The sequence below is a fragment of the Neisseria benedictiae genome (assembly GCF_958267435.1).
Classification (GTDB): domain Bacteria; phylum Pseudomonadota; class Gammaproteobacteria; order Burkholderiales; family Neisseriaceae; genus Neisseria; species Neisseria bergeri.
Window position 1 is genome coordinate 19953 of the sequence record NZ_CATQFV010000028.1, and the last position, 16379, is coordinate 36331.

Sequence of the window (16379 nt, forward strand, 5' to 3'; positions counted from 1 at the left end):
TTTGAACATCTCCAATATTGCTGTGTTTTAGAATTTGAATTCGGGGCGCAGGCGGGCTTTGTCGATGTTGTCCAACCCGATTTGCACGGTTTTGCCGTCGAAGGATACGGTAACGGTATCGTTTTCGCAGCCTTCGATTTTACCGATAAAGTTTTTCTGACCGTCTATCGGCAGGCGGGTTTTGATTTTGGCATTCTGACCGGCAAAGCGCACGAAGTCGGCGGCTTTTTTCAAGGGGCGGTCGAGTCCGGGGCTGGAAATTTCCAGGTTTTTGTAGTCGATGTCTTCAACCATGAAGACGCGGCTCAAGTGGTTGCTGACGGTTGCGCAGTCTTCGACGGTAATGCCGCCTTCTTTGTCGATGAACACGCGCAATGTTCCTTGCGCGGTCAGTTCAAAATCGACCAGTTCGTAGCCCAGGCCGGGCAGGGTTTTTTCGAGGATGGTTTGAATATCCATGCTGCTCCCTATGTACATAATAAAAAAATGGCCCCGTGGCCATTTTTCGTCAAAGTTGAAAAATCGGCGTGATTATAACCGCTTTTGCGGAGAAATGAAAGTGTTGATTTATTTTGTGTTTTTGGGACGGAAAAAAGCGGGTGTAAGGGAGGTTTGTAATGGGAAATCGTGAATATTGTTGACAAAACAAATATATCTATTTGTCGCTGGCATAATTTTTATGTTTGTAAATCAATATATTGATATTATTTTCCGTGTTCGGGAGGCATGGAGTCGGGCGGAGGACAGGTATTTCCCATCCTTGCACAAAGCCTGCTGCAAGCCTAAAATCGGGTGGGTTATTGTTCAGAATCAAGGCTGCATCATGTCTCTTTATCCGATTTACAATTTTTCCGCCGGCCCTGCCGTGTTGCCTGAAGCCGTGTTGGAAACGGCGCAACAGGAAATGCTCGACTACAACGGTACGGGTTTCCCCGTGATGGCGATGAGCCACCGTTCGGATATGTTTTTGAGTATTCTGCATCATGCCGAACAAGACTTGCGCCAGCTTTTGAATATTCCGTCCAACTATAAAATCCTGTTTTTACAGGGCGGTGCGACCACGCAATTTAATATGGTGGCTATGAATTTGGCGCACGGTTTTGCGACTGCCGACGCGGTGGTAACGGGCAACTGGAGCCGTATTGCCTATGAACAGATGAGCCGTTTGAGCAATGCCGAAATCCGTTTGGCTGCGCATGGCGGCGAGCAATATGCCTATAAAAACCTGCCTGCGGTGGAGGATTGGGATGTCAATCCGAATTCTGCGTTTGTTCATTTTGCGATTAATGAAACCGTAAACGGCTTGCAGTATCAAAACGTCCCCAAACTTTCAGACGGCCTGCCGCCGCTGGTGTGCGATATGTCGAGCGAGATTTTGTCGCGTGCGTTTGATGTATCCGATTACGGCTTGATTTACGCAGGCGCACAGAAAAACATCGGGCCGGCAGGGGTTACGGTGGTGATTATCCGCGAGGATTTGCTCGAGCGTTGTCCGAACGATATTCCCGATGTGTTCAACTACCGTTCACACATCAACCGCGACGGTATGTACAACACGCCTTCCACTTATGCGATTTATATGTCGGGCTTGGTGTTCCGCTGGTTGCAAACGCAGGGCGGCGTGAAAAAAATTGAAGCGGTCAATCGGCTGAAGGCGCAAACCTTGTATGAGACGATAGACGGCAGCGGCGGTTTTTATATCAACGATATCCATCCCGATGCGCGATCCAAAATGAACGTGGTCTTCAAAACTGAAAGCGAGGATTTGGACCGCCGCTTTGTGTTGGAAGCCGAGTTGCAGGGCTTGTGCCTGTTGAAGGGCTATAAGTCTGTCGGCGGGATGCGCGCCAGCATCTACAATGCGATGCCGCTCGAAGGTGTGCGGGCTTTGGCAGATTTTATGCGCGATTTCCAACGGCGTTACGGTTGATTTTCAAATGCCGCCTGAAGCGGCTTCAGACGGCATCGGCTGTTTCGGCGTTCTCCGGCGGCGTTTTGGGATGCGGGGTAAAACTGCGCTGCCGGCGGTTGCCCGTCCTTTTTACCCTGATGCTGTTTGTGCCGGACTGCACCGTCGGCGGCGCGGTCGGGTTTTTCCAATATGAAATGCTTTGCCCGCTTTTCTGGCAGGGGTGGTTGAAGACCGGTTCGAATCTTGCTTACGATGTTTTTATGTCTGCCGGACGTTTGAATGGCGGGCGGAAACCCCGCGCAGCCGCCGTTTTCTTGCCCTGCTTTGCTCCATTGCCTTATAATTAAGAATCTTTTTCAATAATCCGGATTCCGGATGCCTTTTCCAACCCTTATCCAACACATTCCAAATGATAAAACCAAACCTGAGGCCGAAGCTCGGCTCTTCCGCGCTGATTGCCTTCCTTTCCCTGTATTCTTCGCTAGTATTGAATTACGCCTTTTTTGCCAAAGTTGTCGAGCTTCATCCTTTTAACGGCACCGGGGCGGATATCTTCCTCTATACGATGCCGGTGGTGCTGTTTTTTTTAAGTAATTTCGTTTTCCATGTCATTGCCCTGCCTTTCGTGCATAAGGTATTGACTCCGTTGATATTGGTTATCAGTGCGGCGGTATCTTACCAAGAAATATTTTTCAATATCTATTTCAACAAGTCGATGTTGAATAATGTCTTGCAAACCACGGCGGTGGAAAGTGCGCGCCTGATTACGCCGGGTTATGTGCTGTGGATTGTATGTTTGGGCGTATTGCCCGCGCTGGCGTATATCGCCGTCAAGGTCAAATACCGCGTTTGGTATAAGGAGCTTTTGACGCGCCTTGTGCTTGCAGCCGTTTCCTTTTTGTGCGCGTTGGGCATCGCGATGTTGCAATATCAGGATTACGCCTCGTTTTTCCGCAACAATAAATCAGTAACCCATCTGATTGTGCCGTCTAATTTCATCGGCGCGGGCGTGTCGAAATACAAAGATTGGAAGCGTTCCAATATTCCTTATACGCAATTGGATATGGCGGTCGTGCAAAACCGCCCGGCAGGCAGCCTGCGCCGTTTCGTGGTGCTGGTCGTGGGCGAGACCACGCGTGCCGCCAACTGGGGTTTGAACGGTTACAGCCGCCAAACTACGCCGCTGCTTGCCGCGCGCGGCGATGAAATTGTCAATTTCCCGCAGGTCAGAAGCTGCGGCACATCGACCGCGCACTCCCTGCCGTGTATGTTCTCAACCTTCGACCGCACGGATTATGACGAAATCAAAGCCGAACACCAAGACAACCTGCTGGACATCGTGCAGCGCGCCGGTGTGGAAGTTACTTGGTTGGAAAACGATTCCGGCTGCAAGGGCGTGTGCGGCAAAGTGCCGAATACTGACGTTACTTCGCTCAACCTGCCCGAATACTGCCGCAACGGCGAGTGCCTCGATAATATCCTGTTGACCAAGTTCGACGAGGCTCTCAACAAAAACGATAAAGACGCGGTTTTAATCCTGCATACCATCGGCAGCCACGGGCCGACATATTACGAACGCTATACCGAAGCCGAACGCAAATTCACGCCGACCTGCGACACCAACGAAATCGACAAATGCGCCCGCGCCACGCTGGTCAACACTTACGACAATACGGTTTTGTATGTGGACCAGTTTATCGACAAGGTTATCCGCAAACTTGAAAACCGCGACGATTTGGAAAGCGTGGTGCATTATGTTTCCGACCACGGCGAAAGTCTGGGCGAAAACGGGATGTACCTGCACGCCGCGCCTTACGCCATCGCGCCTTCCGGACAGACGCATATCCCGATGGTTATGTGGTTTTCCAAAGCCTTCCGCCAACACGGGGGCATAGATTTCCAATGCCTCAAACAAAAAGCGGCGGAAAACGAATATTCGCACGACCACTATTTCAGCACGGTATTGGGGCTGATGGACATTTCCAACAGCCAAACCTATCGGAAGGAAATGGATATATTGGCAGCCTGCCGCCGTCCGCGCTGATGCCGCATATGCCGTCTGAAGCCTTCAGACGGCATATGCGCCCGAAACACCCGACCGACGACCGGAGTATAACGATATGGATGCTTTAAAATTATTGACGAACCGCCGATCTTCCAAAAAACTGAAGCCCCCCGCCCCCGATGCGGCGGAGTTGGAACAGATGTTGCAGGCGGCAACCCAAGTTCCCGATCACGGCAATATGCGCCCGTTCCGTTTTACCGTGATTCAGGGGGACACTGCTTTGCAGCGTTTCCGCCGTATTTTGGCGCAGACGGTTGACGCGTTGAATTTCGGCGCGGAGGCGTTGCAGAAGGCGGAAAAAGTGGGCAATATGGCGCCGATGGTCATCGGGGTAACGTTTGCGCCCAACCGCGATGTGCCTAAGCCGAAACCGGAATGGGAACAGATGCTGACGGCGGGTTGTGCGGCGTATGCGCTGCAACTGGCGGCAACGGCTCAGGGATTCGACAATGTCTGGATTACGGGGATGTGGGTCAACAGCCCTTTGCTGCGTGAGGCTTTCGGTTGTGCGGATAAGGATAAAATCATCGGGCTGATGATGGTCGGCACGCCGACAGAGGAAGTGCATAAGCCCAAGAATACCGATTTGGAAGCGTTTGTCAGCCATTGGTAAACGGAATCTCAAGCAAAATGCCGTCTGAAAGGCTTTCAGACGGCATTTTTCCATGCGTTTTAAACCGGATTCATGAAACGCTCGATGCGTTCGGGGGAAATGTCGGGTGTCGCGCCATGTTCGGAGGCGACCAGCGCACCAAGTGCGCAGGCAAAGGCGAGGGCATATTGGGGTTCAGCGCGGTTGAGCAGCTGATAAATCAGACCGCCAAGGAAACTGTCTCCCGAACCGACGGTATCGGCAACTTCGATTTTAAATCCGCCGTGTCGGAAAAATTCCCCGTTTTTGTACAGGACTGCGCCGTGGCTGCCCAATGTTACGCAAAGAGTGTCCGTATCGGTCAGTTTTGCCAGATAAACGATGTTTTGCTCCAAACCGTGATAGGGCGATCCGTAAATCTTTGATAGTTCGTAGAGTTCGTCATCGTTGAGTTTGACGACATCAGCCTGTTTCATGGTTTCTAAAATCAGGGAAGTGTCGTAATGCGGTTTGCGCAGGTTGACATCGAAGATTTTGAATTTTGCCTGTTGCAACAGGCTGTTTAAAGTTTTTCGGGAGGTTTCGTCGCGCATGACCAGGCTGCCGAAAATAAAGGCATCGGATTGGGCAACGCGGTGCAGTGCTGCTTCTTCTGTTCGGATGCCGTCCCATGCACAGGGATAGACAATTTCGTAGGATGCGCTGCCGTGGGCATTCAGCGACACTTTAACCTGACTGGTGGGATAATCCGGATGAATCTGGATAAAGTTGGAAACGATGTTCTTTTGTTGTATTTGTCGAACAAGTTCTTCTCCGTCGCCATCATTTCCCCTACTGCTGATAATGGCGGTATCCATACCGAGCGATTGTAATCTGTACAGCACGTTTAAAGGTGCGCCGCCCAAAATTTTTCCATCAGGGAAAGTATCCCACAGTATCTCGCCGAAGCCGGTAATTTTCATTGGATTTCCTTGGTTTGGATAAATAGTCGGAAAGTTTGACGGCTTTGCAGACCGTCGCTGATCGGGAATGTATAGTGGATTAAATTTAAACCAGTACGGCGTTGCCTCGCCTTGCCGTACTATTTGTACTGTCTGCGGCTTCGTCGCCTTGTCCTGATTTAAATTTAATCCACTATAGTAATATTCCGAATGGGTTTTATAAATTTCGTTGGAAAAATAAAACGTTGTCGGTATTTTGACGGGTTTGCCGCAAAGGTGGTTTGATTCACCGCAAGATAATTTTGTTTTTTTCCTACAAAATATTGCTTGAAATTGCAAGATAATGAAACAAAACTAGAATTTTCGGGCAAAAAACGGCGGTACTTTTCAGTACCGCCAAAGCTGCTTTGGTAATTGAAGGGGTTATCGGCTTGCGCAACGGAAGCCCAAGTTGTGCAAGACATATTTGGATTGCAGGCTGGTGCGGATGCCGTAGCGGAGGAAGGCGGCATAGTTGGACGAGTCGCTCGACCCGATAGACGCGCCGCTGCAAAACATTTGCGCGTTGGCATTGCCGGAAGAAAGCAGGCTGCTGTTGAAATCTTCCGTCCATTCCCAAATCAGACCGTGCATATCATAAACGCCCCAGTAGTTCGGGCGGCCTTTGCCGACATCGTGCAGGCCTTTCCGTCCGCCGTCGGCATACCAATCGAGAATAGTGCGGTTGTAGCCGGGTTCGTTTGAGCCGTTTTTCTGCGTGGCGGAAGCAAGTCCGGCAAATTCCCATTCGTCAATAGTCGGTAGGCGTTTGCCTTGTGCGGCGCAATAGGCGTTGGCAGCAAACCAGGAAACATTGGTTACCGGTTGTTTTAATTCGCCCGCCTTCGGCGCATAGCTGCGGCTGCCGTTTTTCATCCAATGCTTCAGGTAAGCGGGTTCTGCCTGTTTGGAACCGATCCTGCCTTTTTGCCATTGGGGGTGGCTGTTGACAAATTCGGCAAACTCGGCATTGGTAACGGGATATTTATCCAGTTTGAATGGTTTGACTTTAATCAGACCGGTATCTTTTTTCAGATAAAGCGGGCGGTAGCTGCCGCCTTCGATTTGAACCATTTCGGCAGCTGCCGCTTGAGTGCTGGCGAGTGCCGCACAGAGAAAGAGTAACCGGGTAAACTTCATATCATGCCTCCTGACAGGCAGTTAAAATTGATTTTTCAGACGGCATTTTAAACAAAAAGCCGCGAATGCCGTCTGAAGAATCAATCTTCCGAAAGGAAAGATTGGTTGTTAAAAAACCACTGCCGTGCGTAATGAAGTACGGCGGCAGTGGTTCGTTTGCCTAAAAATGGGTGTTCAATTTAGTAATCGCTTTTTGCAGGAGCAGAGGCTGCAGGAGCAGAAGCTGCGGGAGCGGAAGCGGCAGGAGCCGCGCCGCTGCCGGCGTAAGCGGTATCACTCAATTTTTGAGTCATGATTTCAGGGTTTTCCGCACCCTCTACTTTCAATTGCCCCAACGCGCCTTTGTTGAATGCGCGGAAGATGGAGTGGTCGACCAAAGTGTAGCTGCCTGGGATGTCGACTTTGAATTCGACGATGGCAGAACCGCCGGCAGGAACGATGGTGCTTTGTACGTTTTCGTTGATCAGTTTGCCGCCTTCAACATAAACTTTGTCGAAGATTTCGCCGATGACGTGGAAGGAAGACACCAAGTTCGGGCCGCCGTTACCGACGTACATACGCACGGTTTCGCCTGCTTTGGCTTTCAGCGCGTTATCGCCGGCGATAGAACCTACATGACCGTTGAATACGACGTATTCAGGCTGTTCGGCAACGGCTTTGTCCATATCGAACGGTTGCAGGCCTTGAGCGCCTTTTTTGCCTTTGGTGTAGAAGTCGCCTTGGACGATGTAGAACTCTTTATCCACTTTCGGCAGGCCTTCTTTAGGCTCGACCAAAATCAGACCGTACATACCGTTGGCGATGTGCATACCGACCGGCGCAACGGCGCAGTGGTAGATGTACAGACCCGGTTGCAGGGCTTTGAAGCTGAATGTGGAAGTGCGACCCGGGGCGGTAAAGGTTGCGGCTGCACCGCCGCCCTGACCGGTTGCGGCGTGGAAGTCGACGTTATGGGGAACGGTAGAAGACGGGTTGTTGGAGAATTCGACTTCAACCGTATCGCCTTCGCGTACGCGGATCATACGGCCCGGAACGTCGCCGTCAAATGTCCAGTAGCGGTATTCCACCCCGTCGTCCATTTTCATGGTTTTTTCGACGGTTTCCATTTTTACGCGTACTTTGGCAGGATAGTCGCGGTCGATTGCAGGAGGTACTTCAGGAGCGTGGGTGGTAACTGCATCGATGACGGGCAGTTCGCCTGCAGGCGTTTCGGCGGCAGCTTGTGCGGCGGAACTTGCGGCTTCTGCGGAAGCGGCAGGGGTTTCGGCAGGGGCTTGAGCAGCTTGTTCGCCACCGCAGGCGGCTAAAGCAAACATAGAAGCGATAATTGCAGCTAAGGCTTGGCGTTTCATGATGTTTTCCTTTTGTAAGAAAAGTAAATTGTCCTGAAAGGATTGGTTAAGAACTGATGTGATTATGCGGTTGCTTACCTATGTATATTTTGATTTAGGTCAAGTAATTCAATAAATATGAACTTAAAATGACACTTCTAATACTTTATAACTACTAAAAATTACAATGAATAGACTGATTTGCTAGGGGCTTCGGCAGAGCAGGCAAAGGCAGGGTAATTTCCGAGTAAAGAATAATGATAGTTATTATCATATATGTATTTGTTTTATATGTGAGTTTGTTTGAACAAATGTTTATTTGCGCGGTAAACCGTGCTACAATCTTTAACATTCATATTCTGTGAATTTTAAACAACTGCTTTATTAAAAGGAGCTCTTAAAATGGGACAGTACAAGAAGCTGTGGTACTTGCTGTTTGCCGTTCTGGCGGTATGCTTTACCATTCTTGGCTATATGGGCAGCGAGGTTTATAAGAAAGCCCCGCCTTACCCCGAACAGGTCGTTTCCGCATCAGGCAAAGTGCTGATGACGAAAGACGATATTTTGGCAGGTCAGTCTGCGTGGCAGAGTACCGGCGGTATGGAAGTCGGTTCGATTCTGGGTCACGGCGCATATCAGGCTCCGGACTGGACGGCCGACTGGCTGCATCGTGAGTTGTCCGCCTGGTTGGATTTGACCGCGCAACAGACTTACGGCAAAAAATTCGATGAAGTTTCCCCTGAAGAACAAGCCGTTCTGAAAACCCGACTGGCTGACGAATACCGCAACCAAAGCCGTGTGAAGGAAGACGGTTCTGTAGTCATCAGCGATACGCGCGTGAAAGCCATCGAAAGCATCCTGCCTTATTATCACGGCGTTTACGGCGACGATCCCAAGTTGCAAACCACCCGCGAACACTTTGCAATGAAAAACAATACATTGCCAAGCCAAGAAGCGCGTGAAAAACTGTTCGACTTCTTCTTCTGGACTTCTTGGTCTGCTTCGACCAACCGTCCTGACGAGACGTTCACTTATACCAACAACTGGCCGCACGAGCCTTTGATCAACAATGTACCGACTACTGAAAACTACATGTGGTCGTTTACCAGTGTTGTACTGCTCTTGATGGGCATCGGTTTGTTGATGTGGGGTTATTCCTTCCTGACCAAACACGAGGAAGTGGAAGTGCCGTCTGAAGACCCGATTTCCAAAATCCAACTGACCCCTTCGCAAAAAGCATTGGGCAAATACGTCTTCCTGACAGTTGCCCTGTTTGTGGTACAAGTATTGCTGGGCGGTCTGACCGCGCACTACACCGTCGAAGGTCAAGGTTTCTACGGCATCGATGAGGCGTTGGGCTTTGAAATGTCCGACTGGTTCCCCTACGCCCTGACCCGTACTTGGCACATCCAATCCGCTATCTTCTGGATTGCAACCGGCTTTTTGACGGCAGGTTTGTTCCTCGCGCCGATTGTCAACGGCGGCAAAGATCCCAAGTTCCAACGTGCCGGTGTGAACTTCCTCTATATCGCCCTCTTCATCGTGGTCGGCGGTTCTTACGCGGGCAACTTCTTCGCGTTGACGCACATCCTTCCCCCGGAATTTAACTTCTGGTTCGGACACCAAGGTTACGAATACCTCGATTTGGGACGTTTCTGGCAACTTCTGCTGATGGTCGGTCTGTTGTTGTGGCTGTTCCTGATGCTGCGTTGCACGATTTCCGCCTTTAAAGAAAAAGGCGTGGACAAAAACCTGCTGGCAATCTTTGTCGCTTCTATGGTCGGCGTGGGCGTGTTCTACGCGCCGGGCCTGTTCTACGGTGAAAAATCCCCGATTGCCGTTATGGAATACTGGCGTTGGTGGGTGGTTCACCTGTGGGTGGAAGGCTTCTTTGAAGTATTTGCCACTGCCGCCTTTGCCTTTGTCTTCTACAATATGGGCTTTGTCCGCCGCAGTACCGCCACTGCCTCCACTTTGGCCGCTGCCGCCATCTTTATGTTGGGCGGCGTTCCTGGTACGCTGCACCACCTGTACTTCTCCGGCTCTACCTCCGCCTCTATGGCAATCGGTGCCTGCTTCTCCGCTTTGGAAGTCGTGCCGCTGGTGTTGCTGGGCCGTGAAGCATACGAACACTGGTCTTACCAACACCTGTCCGACTGGGCGAAACGCCTGCGTTGGCCGCTGATGTGCTTCGTGGCAGTCGCCTTTTGGAATATGATCGGTGCCGGCGTATTCGGCTTCCTGATCAATCCGCCGATTTCCCTGTTCTATATTCAAGGTTTGAACACTTCTGCCGTTCACGCGCACGCCGCCTTGTTCGGTGTGTACGGTTTCTTGGCATTGGGCTTCGTATTGCTGGTTGCCCGTTATTTGAAACCGAACGCGCAGTTTGACGACAAACTGATGACTTGGGGCTTCTGGTTGCTCAATGGTGGTTTGGTCGGCATGATTGTTATCAGCCTGCTGCCTGTCGGTGCTATTCAAGCATATGCCTCTATTACTCACGGTTTGTGGTATGCACGTAGTGAAGAATTCCTGCAAATGGAAATCCTCGATACCTTGCGTTGGGTACGTACGGCAGCTGACTTGATCTTCATTGGCGGTGCAGTATGCGTTGCTATTCAAGCTACTAAAATTGTATTCAGCCGAGACAAATAAGTTTTAGTTTGAATATTGGAAACTGCACCTGTTATCAGGTGCAGTTTTTTTACAGGAAAATGCCGTCTGAAGGCTTCAGACGGCATTTGTCCGTTTGCGGGTTTATTCCGAAATATCGGCAACACCGCTTTCGGGGAAGATAGGCAAATCCGGCGGTGGGAGCAGGGTGTCTAAAGACAGGGCGGACGCATCCAGTGTCGGATAGCCTTCAAACGCGACCGAATAACCGCCGTTTCCGTTCATACGGATTCGGGCGTGCGCGCCCAAGGGGAAAGTGATTTTGTCGGCAATATGTCCGAATGGGAAACCTGTCAGCACAGGAATTTTTGCCGTACGCGAAATATGGTTAACCACGGTAGAAAAATCATAAGACGAATCGTATACATCGCGGATATTGCCCATACGGAAATCGCCGAAAATAATGGCGCGTTGTTTGCCCAAAATACCCGAAAGATACAGCGTATTGAGCATACGTTCGATGCGGTAGGGCTGTTCGCCGACATCTTCGAGAAACAAAATGCCGCCGTCGATGTCGGGCATATAAGGCGTACCGGCGAGCGAGGCGAGGACGCTTAAGTTGCCGCCCCACAACGTGCCTTCGGTTTCGACATCGGCGCGTTGGATATAAGGAACATCAACGGTCAGGCGGTTTTGGGTTACCCCCTTGATAAAGGCATCCATTGTAAACACGCTGGGGGAGGGTTTGCCGAATTCGCTGTATGCCATCGGACCGGCAAAACTCATCATATTTCCTTTTGCCAAGAGTGCCAGCTGGACGGCGCAAACATCGCTGAAGCCGAAAAACAGCATACCGCGTTCGCGCATTCTTGCGCCGAGTGAGGCAAAATCAATATGCGGCAGAATGCGTGCCGCACCATAACCGCCGCGCAAACCCATCAGAACTTTAGGCGTGGCAACGCGGCCGGAGGCGACCTCTTGGAAATCTGCCGCGCGTTGTGCGTCCGTGCCTGCAAACCGCTGAAAACGGCGGCTGCCCGCCTGTTGGTTGGTTACGGTAAAACCCGCATTGTAAAGGCGGGTTAAGGCTGTGTTGACGCGGTTGATGTCTTCGGCAAAGCCTGAGGAGGCGACAATACGCAGAAGATTGTCGGCAGAGTTGGAATGGCGTGGTGGTTTGGGGTACACGGTTCGGGCTTTCGCAACAGGGTGAGAGGGCGCGGATGGGGCATTTTTTGAAGCAGGCGCAGTACCGCAAGCCTGGAGCAGTCCCGCGCCTGCGGCGGCGGTGCAGGTTTTCAGGAAACGGCGGCGGGAGGTTGGTTCGGTCATAATTTCCCTTTCATACGGTTTCAGACGGCATCGGCGGGCTTAAAGCAGCTTTTTAAGCTGTTCCGTCCAATCTTGCGGCAGGGTCATGCCGTGTTTCCGGACGGGGTTTGCCCAAATCGGCGCGGGGAAAGACGCATCGTTTTCAAAGCGGGCGATAATATGCCAATGCAGGTGCGGCACGACATTGCCCAAGCTGGCGAGGTTGATTTTTGCCGGCCGGAACACTTGGCGCATAGCGGCTTCGACTTTGTACACCATTTCCATCAATTCATCGCGTTCGGCAGCCGAAAGGTCGGTCATTTCGGCAATATGCTTACGCCAAATGACGCGGCAGAATGCAGGCGAACCGCTGTCGTTATGGACGGCGATGACGCGCAGCTTGGGGGTTTGCAGTAAAACGTCTTCATTTTGCGCCGTGCAGATGGGGCAGGGTTGGGCGGTCATTTTTCCTTATTCCTGAAAGTGTTTAAAAAACGGTAGGGCAATTTTTAATATTTCAATCTGTCTGTCCGCATTGCCGCTAATTGTACCACTTCATAGGGCGGTGCTTTATGTGTCGTCCTGTGTGTTGAAACATATCGGATGCGTTTGAACAGTTGTGCGGCAAACTGTTTTAGCGGCAGGCAAGAGATGTCGCCTGATGCCCATTGACCGTTATTTCCGCGCATGCAGTTGCTATGGTTGTCGAAGCCCCTTAGCCGTCGCGCAGGCGATTGCTACGGTTACTAAATTCCCGTCATTCCCTCAAAAACAGAAAACCAAAATCAGAAACCTAAAATCCCGTCATTCCTACAACTTTTCGTCATTCCCGTGAAAACGGGAATCTAGACCTTTTAAATTTTCAGACGGCATTTTCTTGTCGGTGCGGCAGTCAGGAAAACTGCGCCGCGCCACGGTTTGCCAAATCGTCGGCGCGTTCGTTTTCCGCGTGTCCCGCGTGTCCTTTCACCCAAGTCCAACTGACTTGATGCTGTCCGACCAGTGTGTCGAGTTCTTTCCACAAATCATCGTTTTTGACGGGCTGTTTGGCAGCGGTTTTCCAGCCGTTGCGCTTCCAGCCGTGTATCCAGTTTTCCATACCGTTTTTAACGTATTGCGAATCGGTGCAGATGATGACGGTGCAGCAGCGTTTGAGCGATTTCAGCCCTTCGATGACGGCGGTCAGCTCCATGCGGTTGTTGGTGGTTTGCGCCTCGCCGCCGAAAAGTTCTTTTTCGCGGCTGCCGTAGCGCATCAACACGCCCCAGCCGCCCGGGCCGGGATTGCCTTTGCACGCGCCGTCCGTGTAGAGGTAAACGGGTGTGTCCATATCGTGCCTTTGTGTGGTGTCCGGCGTGATTATAAGCGGTTTGCGCGCCGTGCCGTTTGAAAGATTGCGGCGGATTGAAATAGGCATATAATGTGCAACTTTATTTTTGAATATGAAGGAGCGGATAGTGGGTCAAAGTGGCGAGTTGTTTTGCTTCGGACAAATGCCTGTATGGAAAGTGGAAAACCTGCCGGAAGTTTTGTTGTCGGGTTATTCGTCCGAGGAAGGGGAGTGGGTCTGCCTGAATGTGTTGCAGGGCGATGTCGAAGTCCGCACGCAGGACGGGGCGGCGGAGGTTTGGTCGGCAGGCGGCGGCGATTGCGTGTTTGCGCCGCAGCAGGTGTTTTCGGTCAAACCGAAAACGGACGATGCCGAAATCCGTTTGTCGATGTATTGTGCGGCGGCAGATTATTTTCACAAAAAATATGGGATGAGTGCCACGCATTCTGCGGTCGCGGCGGCTCAGGATACCGTACCGGCGGGCAGGGCGTTGGATATGGGGTGCGGACAGGGGCGCAACGCGCTGTTCCTCGGCTTGAAGGGGTTTGACGTAACCGCCGCCGATTGCAATCCCGCCGCCTTGGCAAACGTGGCGGGGCTGGCAGAGGCGGAGGGTTTGAACGTCCGCACGCTGGAATATGACTTGAATGCCGCCGCCCTTCAGGGCGAGTTTGATTATATTGTGGCAACGGTGGTGCTGATGTTCCTGATGCCGCAGCGCGTGCCTGACGTGATTGCCGATATGCAGGCGCATACGGCGGCAGGCGGGTACAATTTGATTGTGTCGGCAATGGATACGGCGGATTTCCCCTGCCCGATGCCGTTCCCCTTCAAATTTAAAGAGGGCGAGCTGAAGGATTATTATCGGGATTGGGAGCTGGTCGAATATAAAGAAGAATTGGGCGCGATGCACGCCAAAGACGAAAACGGCAATCCGATACGGTTTAAATTTGTAACCATGCTGGCGAAAAAGCCTGAATAATCCTCAAAAATGCCGTCTGAACATTTTGTTTCAGACGGCATTTTTACGTCTAGTCCCGATACGCCCAATGATTGACCGGACCGTGTCCCGCGCCGATTTCCAAAGGGTTTGAGATTGCCGCCGTGATGTAGGCCTTGGCAGTCTGTACGGCTTTGCAAACGTCCGAGCCTTTTGCCAACTCAGCGGTAATGCAGGCGGAAAACGTGCAGCCCGTGCCGTGCGTGTGAGCGGTCGGAAAGCGCGGGCTGTCGAATTCCAGCGTTTCGTTTTGCGTAAACAGCCAATCCGTGCAGCGTCCGCTGCTGCTGTCGTTCAAATGTCCGCCTTTGATAACGACATTTTTGACACCGTAATCAAGCAGGATTTTTGCCGCACGTTCCGCATCTTTACGGTTTTCGATATGCACGCCGGTCAGGGCTTCCGCCTCGGGCAGGTTGGGGGTCAATACATCCGTATCGGGAAGCAGCAGGCGCGTCAGTGCCGCAACGGCGGAATCCTGCAACAGCGGCGCACCGCCTTTGGCAATCATCACAGGGTCGAGTACGCGCCTGCCAAAGCTGCAGTGTTTCAGCTTGTCGGCAATGCATTCGATGATTTCCGCCGTGCCGAGCATACCGATTTTGTAGGCACGGATGTCGAAGTCTTCCCTGATTGCTTGGATTTGTGCGGTGATGGTTTCGGTCGGGACGAGATGAACCGCCGACACGCCCAAAGTATTTTGCGCGGTAACGGCGGTGATGACGCACGTTCCGAACACGCCGCGCATCTGAAACGTTTTCAAATCCGCCTGAATGCCCGCACCGCCGCCCGAATCCGAACCGGCGATGCTTAGGGACTGTACGAAAGAGCCTTTCATTATGTTTCCTTTTCGGTTGAAACCCCGCCCTTTGTGGTAGAGTCAGACTTTGTTTGGAAGGGGTGTAACCCCTTCCGAATCAGGACGGCACATAGGGCGGTGCTTTATGTGTCGTCCTGTGTGTTGAAACCTTAATATTGCGTCCGATAAAAAGGGCTACTGCCTGTAAAAAAGCACAGCGATGCCGTCTGAAAACCGCAGCGCGGGGTTTGTGGTGCATTATATGTTGTATTGCAGGACAAGGCACAGGGCAGGGCGGCGGGGTGCATCGTAGCAACTGTATTTTTGCCCGACGGGGTGAAAAATACAGTTGCCACACCCACTGATAATGAAAAAAGAGGGCAATGTCGTCTGAACACGTGTTGCGGCGAGTATAAACCGGCACGCTTTATTCGTCATTCCCACAAAAACAGAAACCTAAAATTCCGTCATTCCCGCGCAGGCGGGAATCCAGTGTGTTCGGTTTCAGTTGTTTTTGGGTTTCGGGTAATTTCCAAATCGTCATTCCCACGAAAGTGGGAATCCAGACCTTGGGGTAGTGGCAATATTCAAAGATTATCTGAAAGTTTGAGGTTCTAGATTCCTGTTTTCACGGGAATGACGAAGGGTTGCAGGAATGATGAAGTTTTAGACGGCATTCGCGCCCACCGTCATTCCCACGAAAGTGGGAATCTAGCCCTTGGGGCAGCGGCAATATTCAAAAGTCGTCTGAAAATTCAGAAGTTCTAGATTCCCGCTTTCGCGGGAATGACGAAAAATTGCGGGAATGACAAAGGGTTGTGGGAATGACAAAGTTTCAGACGGCATCCGTCCACCGTCATTCCCACGAAAGTGGGAATCCAGACCTTCGGGGCGGCGGAAATATTCAAAGGTTATCTGAAAATTTAGAGGTTCTAGATTCCCGTTTTCACGGGAATGACGAAAAATTGCGGGAATGACAAAAAATTACGGGAATGACGAAAGGTTGCGGGAATGACGACTTATAATGAAAAAAACCTGCTTAAAACAAGCAGGTTTTTGAATTGGCACGCCCACGGGGATTCGAACCCCGGTTGCCGCCGTGAAAGGGCAGTGTCCTAGGCCTCTAGACGATGGGCGCGTGAAGGTGCGTTATTTTACAAGGCTTCGGAAACTTGTCAAGCCTGTTGCGTAAAACCGACGGCGGAAATGTAAATTTCTGCCGGTTTAAATATATAAAATCTATAAATATCAACAAACTAATTGTATTTTTTTTTTTTTTTTTTTTTTTTTTTTTTTTTTTTTC

The 16379-nt window shown here is 51.3% G+C and carries 15 protein-coding genes, 1 tRNA gene and 1 pseudogene; 6 read left to right on the forward strand and 11 right to left on the reverse strand.

The window, feature by feature from the left end:
* Positions 1-27 precede the first annotated feature (27 nt).
* Complete coding sequence (gene rimP, locus Q3O12_RS03555) at positions 28-459, reverse strand: ribosome maturation factor RimP (protein ID WP_161534099.1); 432 nt, start codon at positions 457-459, stop codon at positions 28-30.
* A gap of 364 nt (positions 460-823) precedes the next feature.
* On the opposite strand from rimP, the gene serC reads away from it, so the two are divergent.
* From serC to Q3O12_RS03575, 4 genes are all read left to right on the forward strand, one after another.
* Positions 824-1930, forward strand: a complete 1107-nt coding sequence (serC, locus tag Q3O12_RS03560) for a phosphoserine transaminase (protein ID WP_301669370.1) — start codon at positions 824-826, stop codon at positions 1928-1930.
* Positions 1927-2259, forward strand: a complete 333-nt coding sequence (locus Q3O12_RS03565) for a hypothetical protein (protein WP_301669371.1) — start codon at positions 1927-1929, stop codon at positions 2257-2259. The genes serC and Q3O12_RS03565 overlap by 4 nt, the downstream gene beginning before the upstream one ends.
* A 62-nt stretch (positions 2260-2321) precedes the next feature.
* On the forward strand, positions 2322-3956 hold the full coding sequence (locus tag Q3O12_RS03570; RefSeq protein WP_301669373.1) for a phosphoethanolamine transferase: 1635 nt from the start codon (positions 2322-2324) through the stop codon (positions 3954-3956).
* 76 nt (positions 3957-4032) lie between these two features.
* Complete coding sequence (locus tag Q3O12_RS03575; RefSeq protein WP_301669374.1) at positions 4033-4590, forward strand: nitroreductase family protein; 558 nt, start codon at positions 4033-4035, stop codon at positions 4588-4590.
* 59 nt (positions 4591-4649) lie between these two features.
* Here Q3O12_RS03575 and Q3O12_RS03580 read toward each other — a convergent pair whose 3' ends face one another.
* The 5 genes and pseudogenes from Q3O12_RS03580 to nirK form a co-directional block, all read right to left on the reverse strand.
* Positions 4650-5531 (reverse strand): carbohydrate kinase family protein, encoded by an 882-nt coding sequence (locus Q3O12_RS03580; RefSeq protein WP_301669386.1) that lies wholly within the window; start codon positions 5529-5531, stop codon positions 4650-4652.
* Positions 5532-5588: 57 nt separating this feature from the next.
* A pseudogene (locus tag Q3O12_RS03585) lies at positions 5589-5720 on the reverse strand (IS5/IS1182 family transposase); the annotation flags it as partial.
* Positions 5696-5974 carry a hypothetical protein gene (locus Q3O12_RS03590; RefSeq protein ID WP_153067779.1) on the reverse strand — a complete coding sequence of 93 codons (279 nt, stop codon included), beginning with the start codon at positions 5972-5974 and terminating at the stop codon, positions 5696-5698. The gene Q3O12_RS03590 and the pseudogene Q3O12_RS03585, both read right to left, overlap by 25 nt.
* Entirely contained in the window at positions 5934-6689 is a 756-nt protein-coding gene (locus Q3O12_RS03595) for a formylglycine-generating enzyme family protein (protein ID WP_301669376.1), read from the reverse strand. Before Q3O12_RS03595 ends, Q3O12_RS03590 begins: the two co-directional genes overlap by 41 nt.
* A 179-nt stretch (positions 6690-6868) precedes the next feature.
* Positions 6869-8041 (reverse strand): copper-containing nitrite reductase, encoded by a 1173-nt coding sequence (gene nirK / locus Q3O12_RS03600; protein WP_301669377.1) that lies wholly within the window; start codon positions 8039-8041, stop codon positions 6869-6871.
* 381 nt (positions 8042-8422) lie between these two features.
* Between nirK and Q3O12_RS03605 the strand changes: the two genes are divergently transcribed.
* Positions 8423-10678, forward strand: coding sequence for a nitric-oxide reductase large subunit (locus Q3O12_RS03605; protein WP_301669378.1), 2256 nt, complete (start codon positions 8423-8425; stop codon positions 10676-10678).
* A 102-nt stretch (positions 10679-10780) separates the two neighbouring features.
* On the opposite strand, the gene Q3O12_RS03610 is transcribed toward Q3O12_RS03605, so the two are convergent.
* From Q3O12_RS03610 to rnhA, 3 genes are all read right to left on the reverse strand, one after another.
* Positions 10781-11968, reverse strand: coding sequence for an LD-carboxypeptidase (locus Q3O12_RS03610; RefSeq protein ID WP_301669379.1), 1188 nt, complete (start codon positions 11966-11968; stop codon positions 10781-10783).
* 39 nt (positions 11969-12007) lie between these two features.
* A complete protein-coding gene (locus Q3O12_RS03615; protein WP_301669381.1) occupies positions 12008-12412 on the reverse strand; it encodes an HIT family protein in 405 nt (134 codons plus the stop codon).
* A gap of 427 nt (positions 12413-12839) precedes the next feature.
* Entirely contained in the window at positions 12840-13277 is a 438-nt protein-coding gene (gene rnhA / locus Q3O12_RS03620; RefSeq protein ID WP_301669382.1) for a ribonuclease HI, read from the reverse strand.
* A gap of 112 nt (positions 13278-13389) precedes the next feature.
* On the opposite strand from rnhA, the gene tehB reads away from it, so the two are divergent.
* Positions 13390-14259 carry an SAM-dependent methyltransferase TehB gene (gene tehB, locus Q3O12_RS03625; RefSeq protein ID WP_301669384.1) on the forward strand — a complete coding sequence of 290 codons (870 nt, stop codon included), beginning with the start codon at positions 13390-13392 and terminating at the stop codon, positions 14257-14259.
* 49 nt (positions 14260-14308) lie between these two features.
* Here the strand turns inward: tehB and thiD are convergent, their stop codons facing one another.
* Positions 14309-15115, reverse strand: coding sequence for a bifunctional hydroxymethylpyrimidine kinase/phosphomethylpyrimidine kinase (thiD, locus tag Q3O12_RS03630; protein WP_301669385.1), 807 nt, complete (start codon positions 15113-15115; stop codon positions 14309-14311).
* 1023 nt (positions 15116-16138) lie between these two features.
* Positions 16139-16214: transfer RNA gene (locus Q3O12_RS03635), tRNA-Glu, on the reverse strand.
* Positions 16215-16379 lie beyond the last annotated feature (165 nt).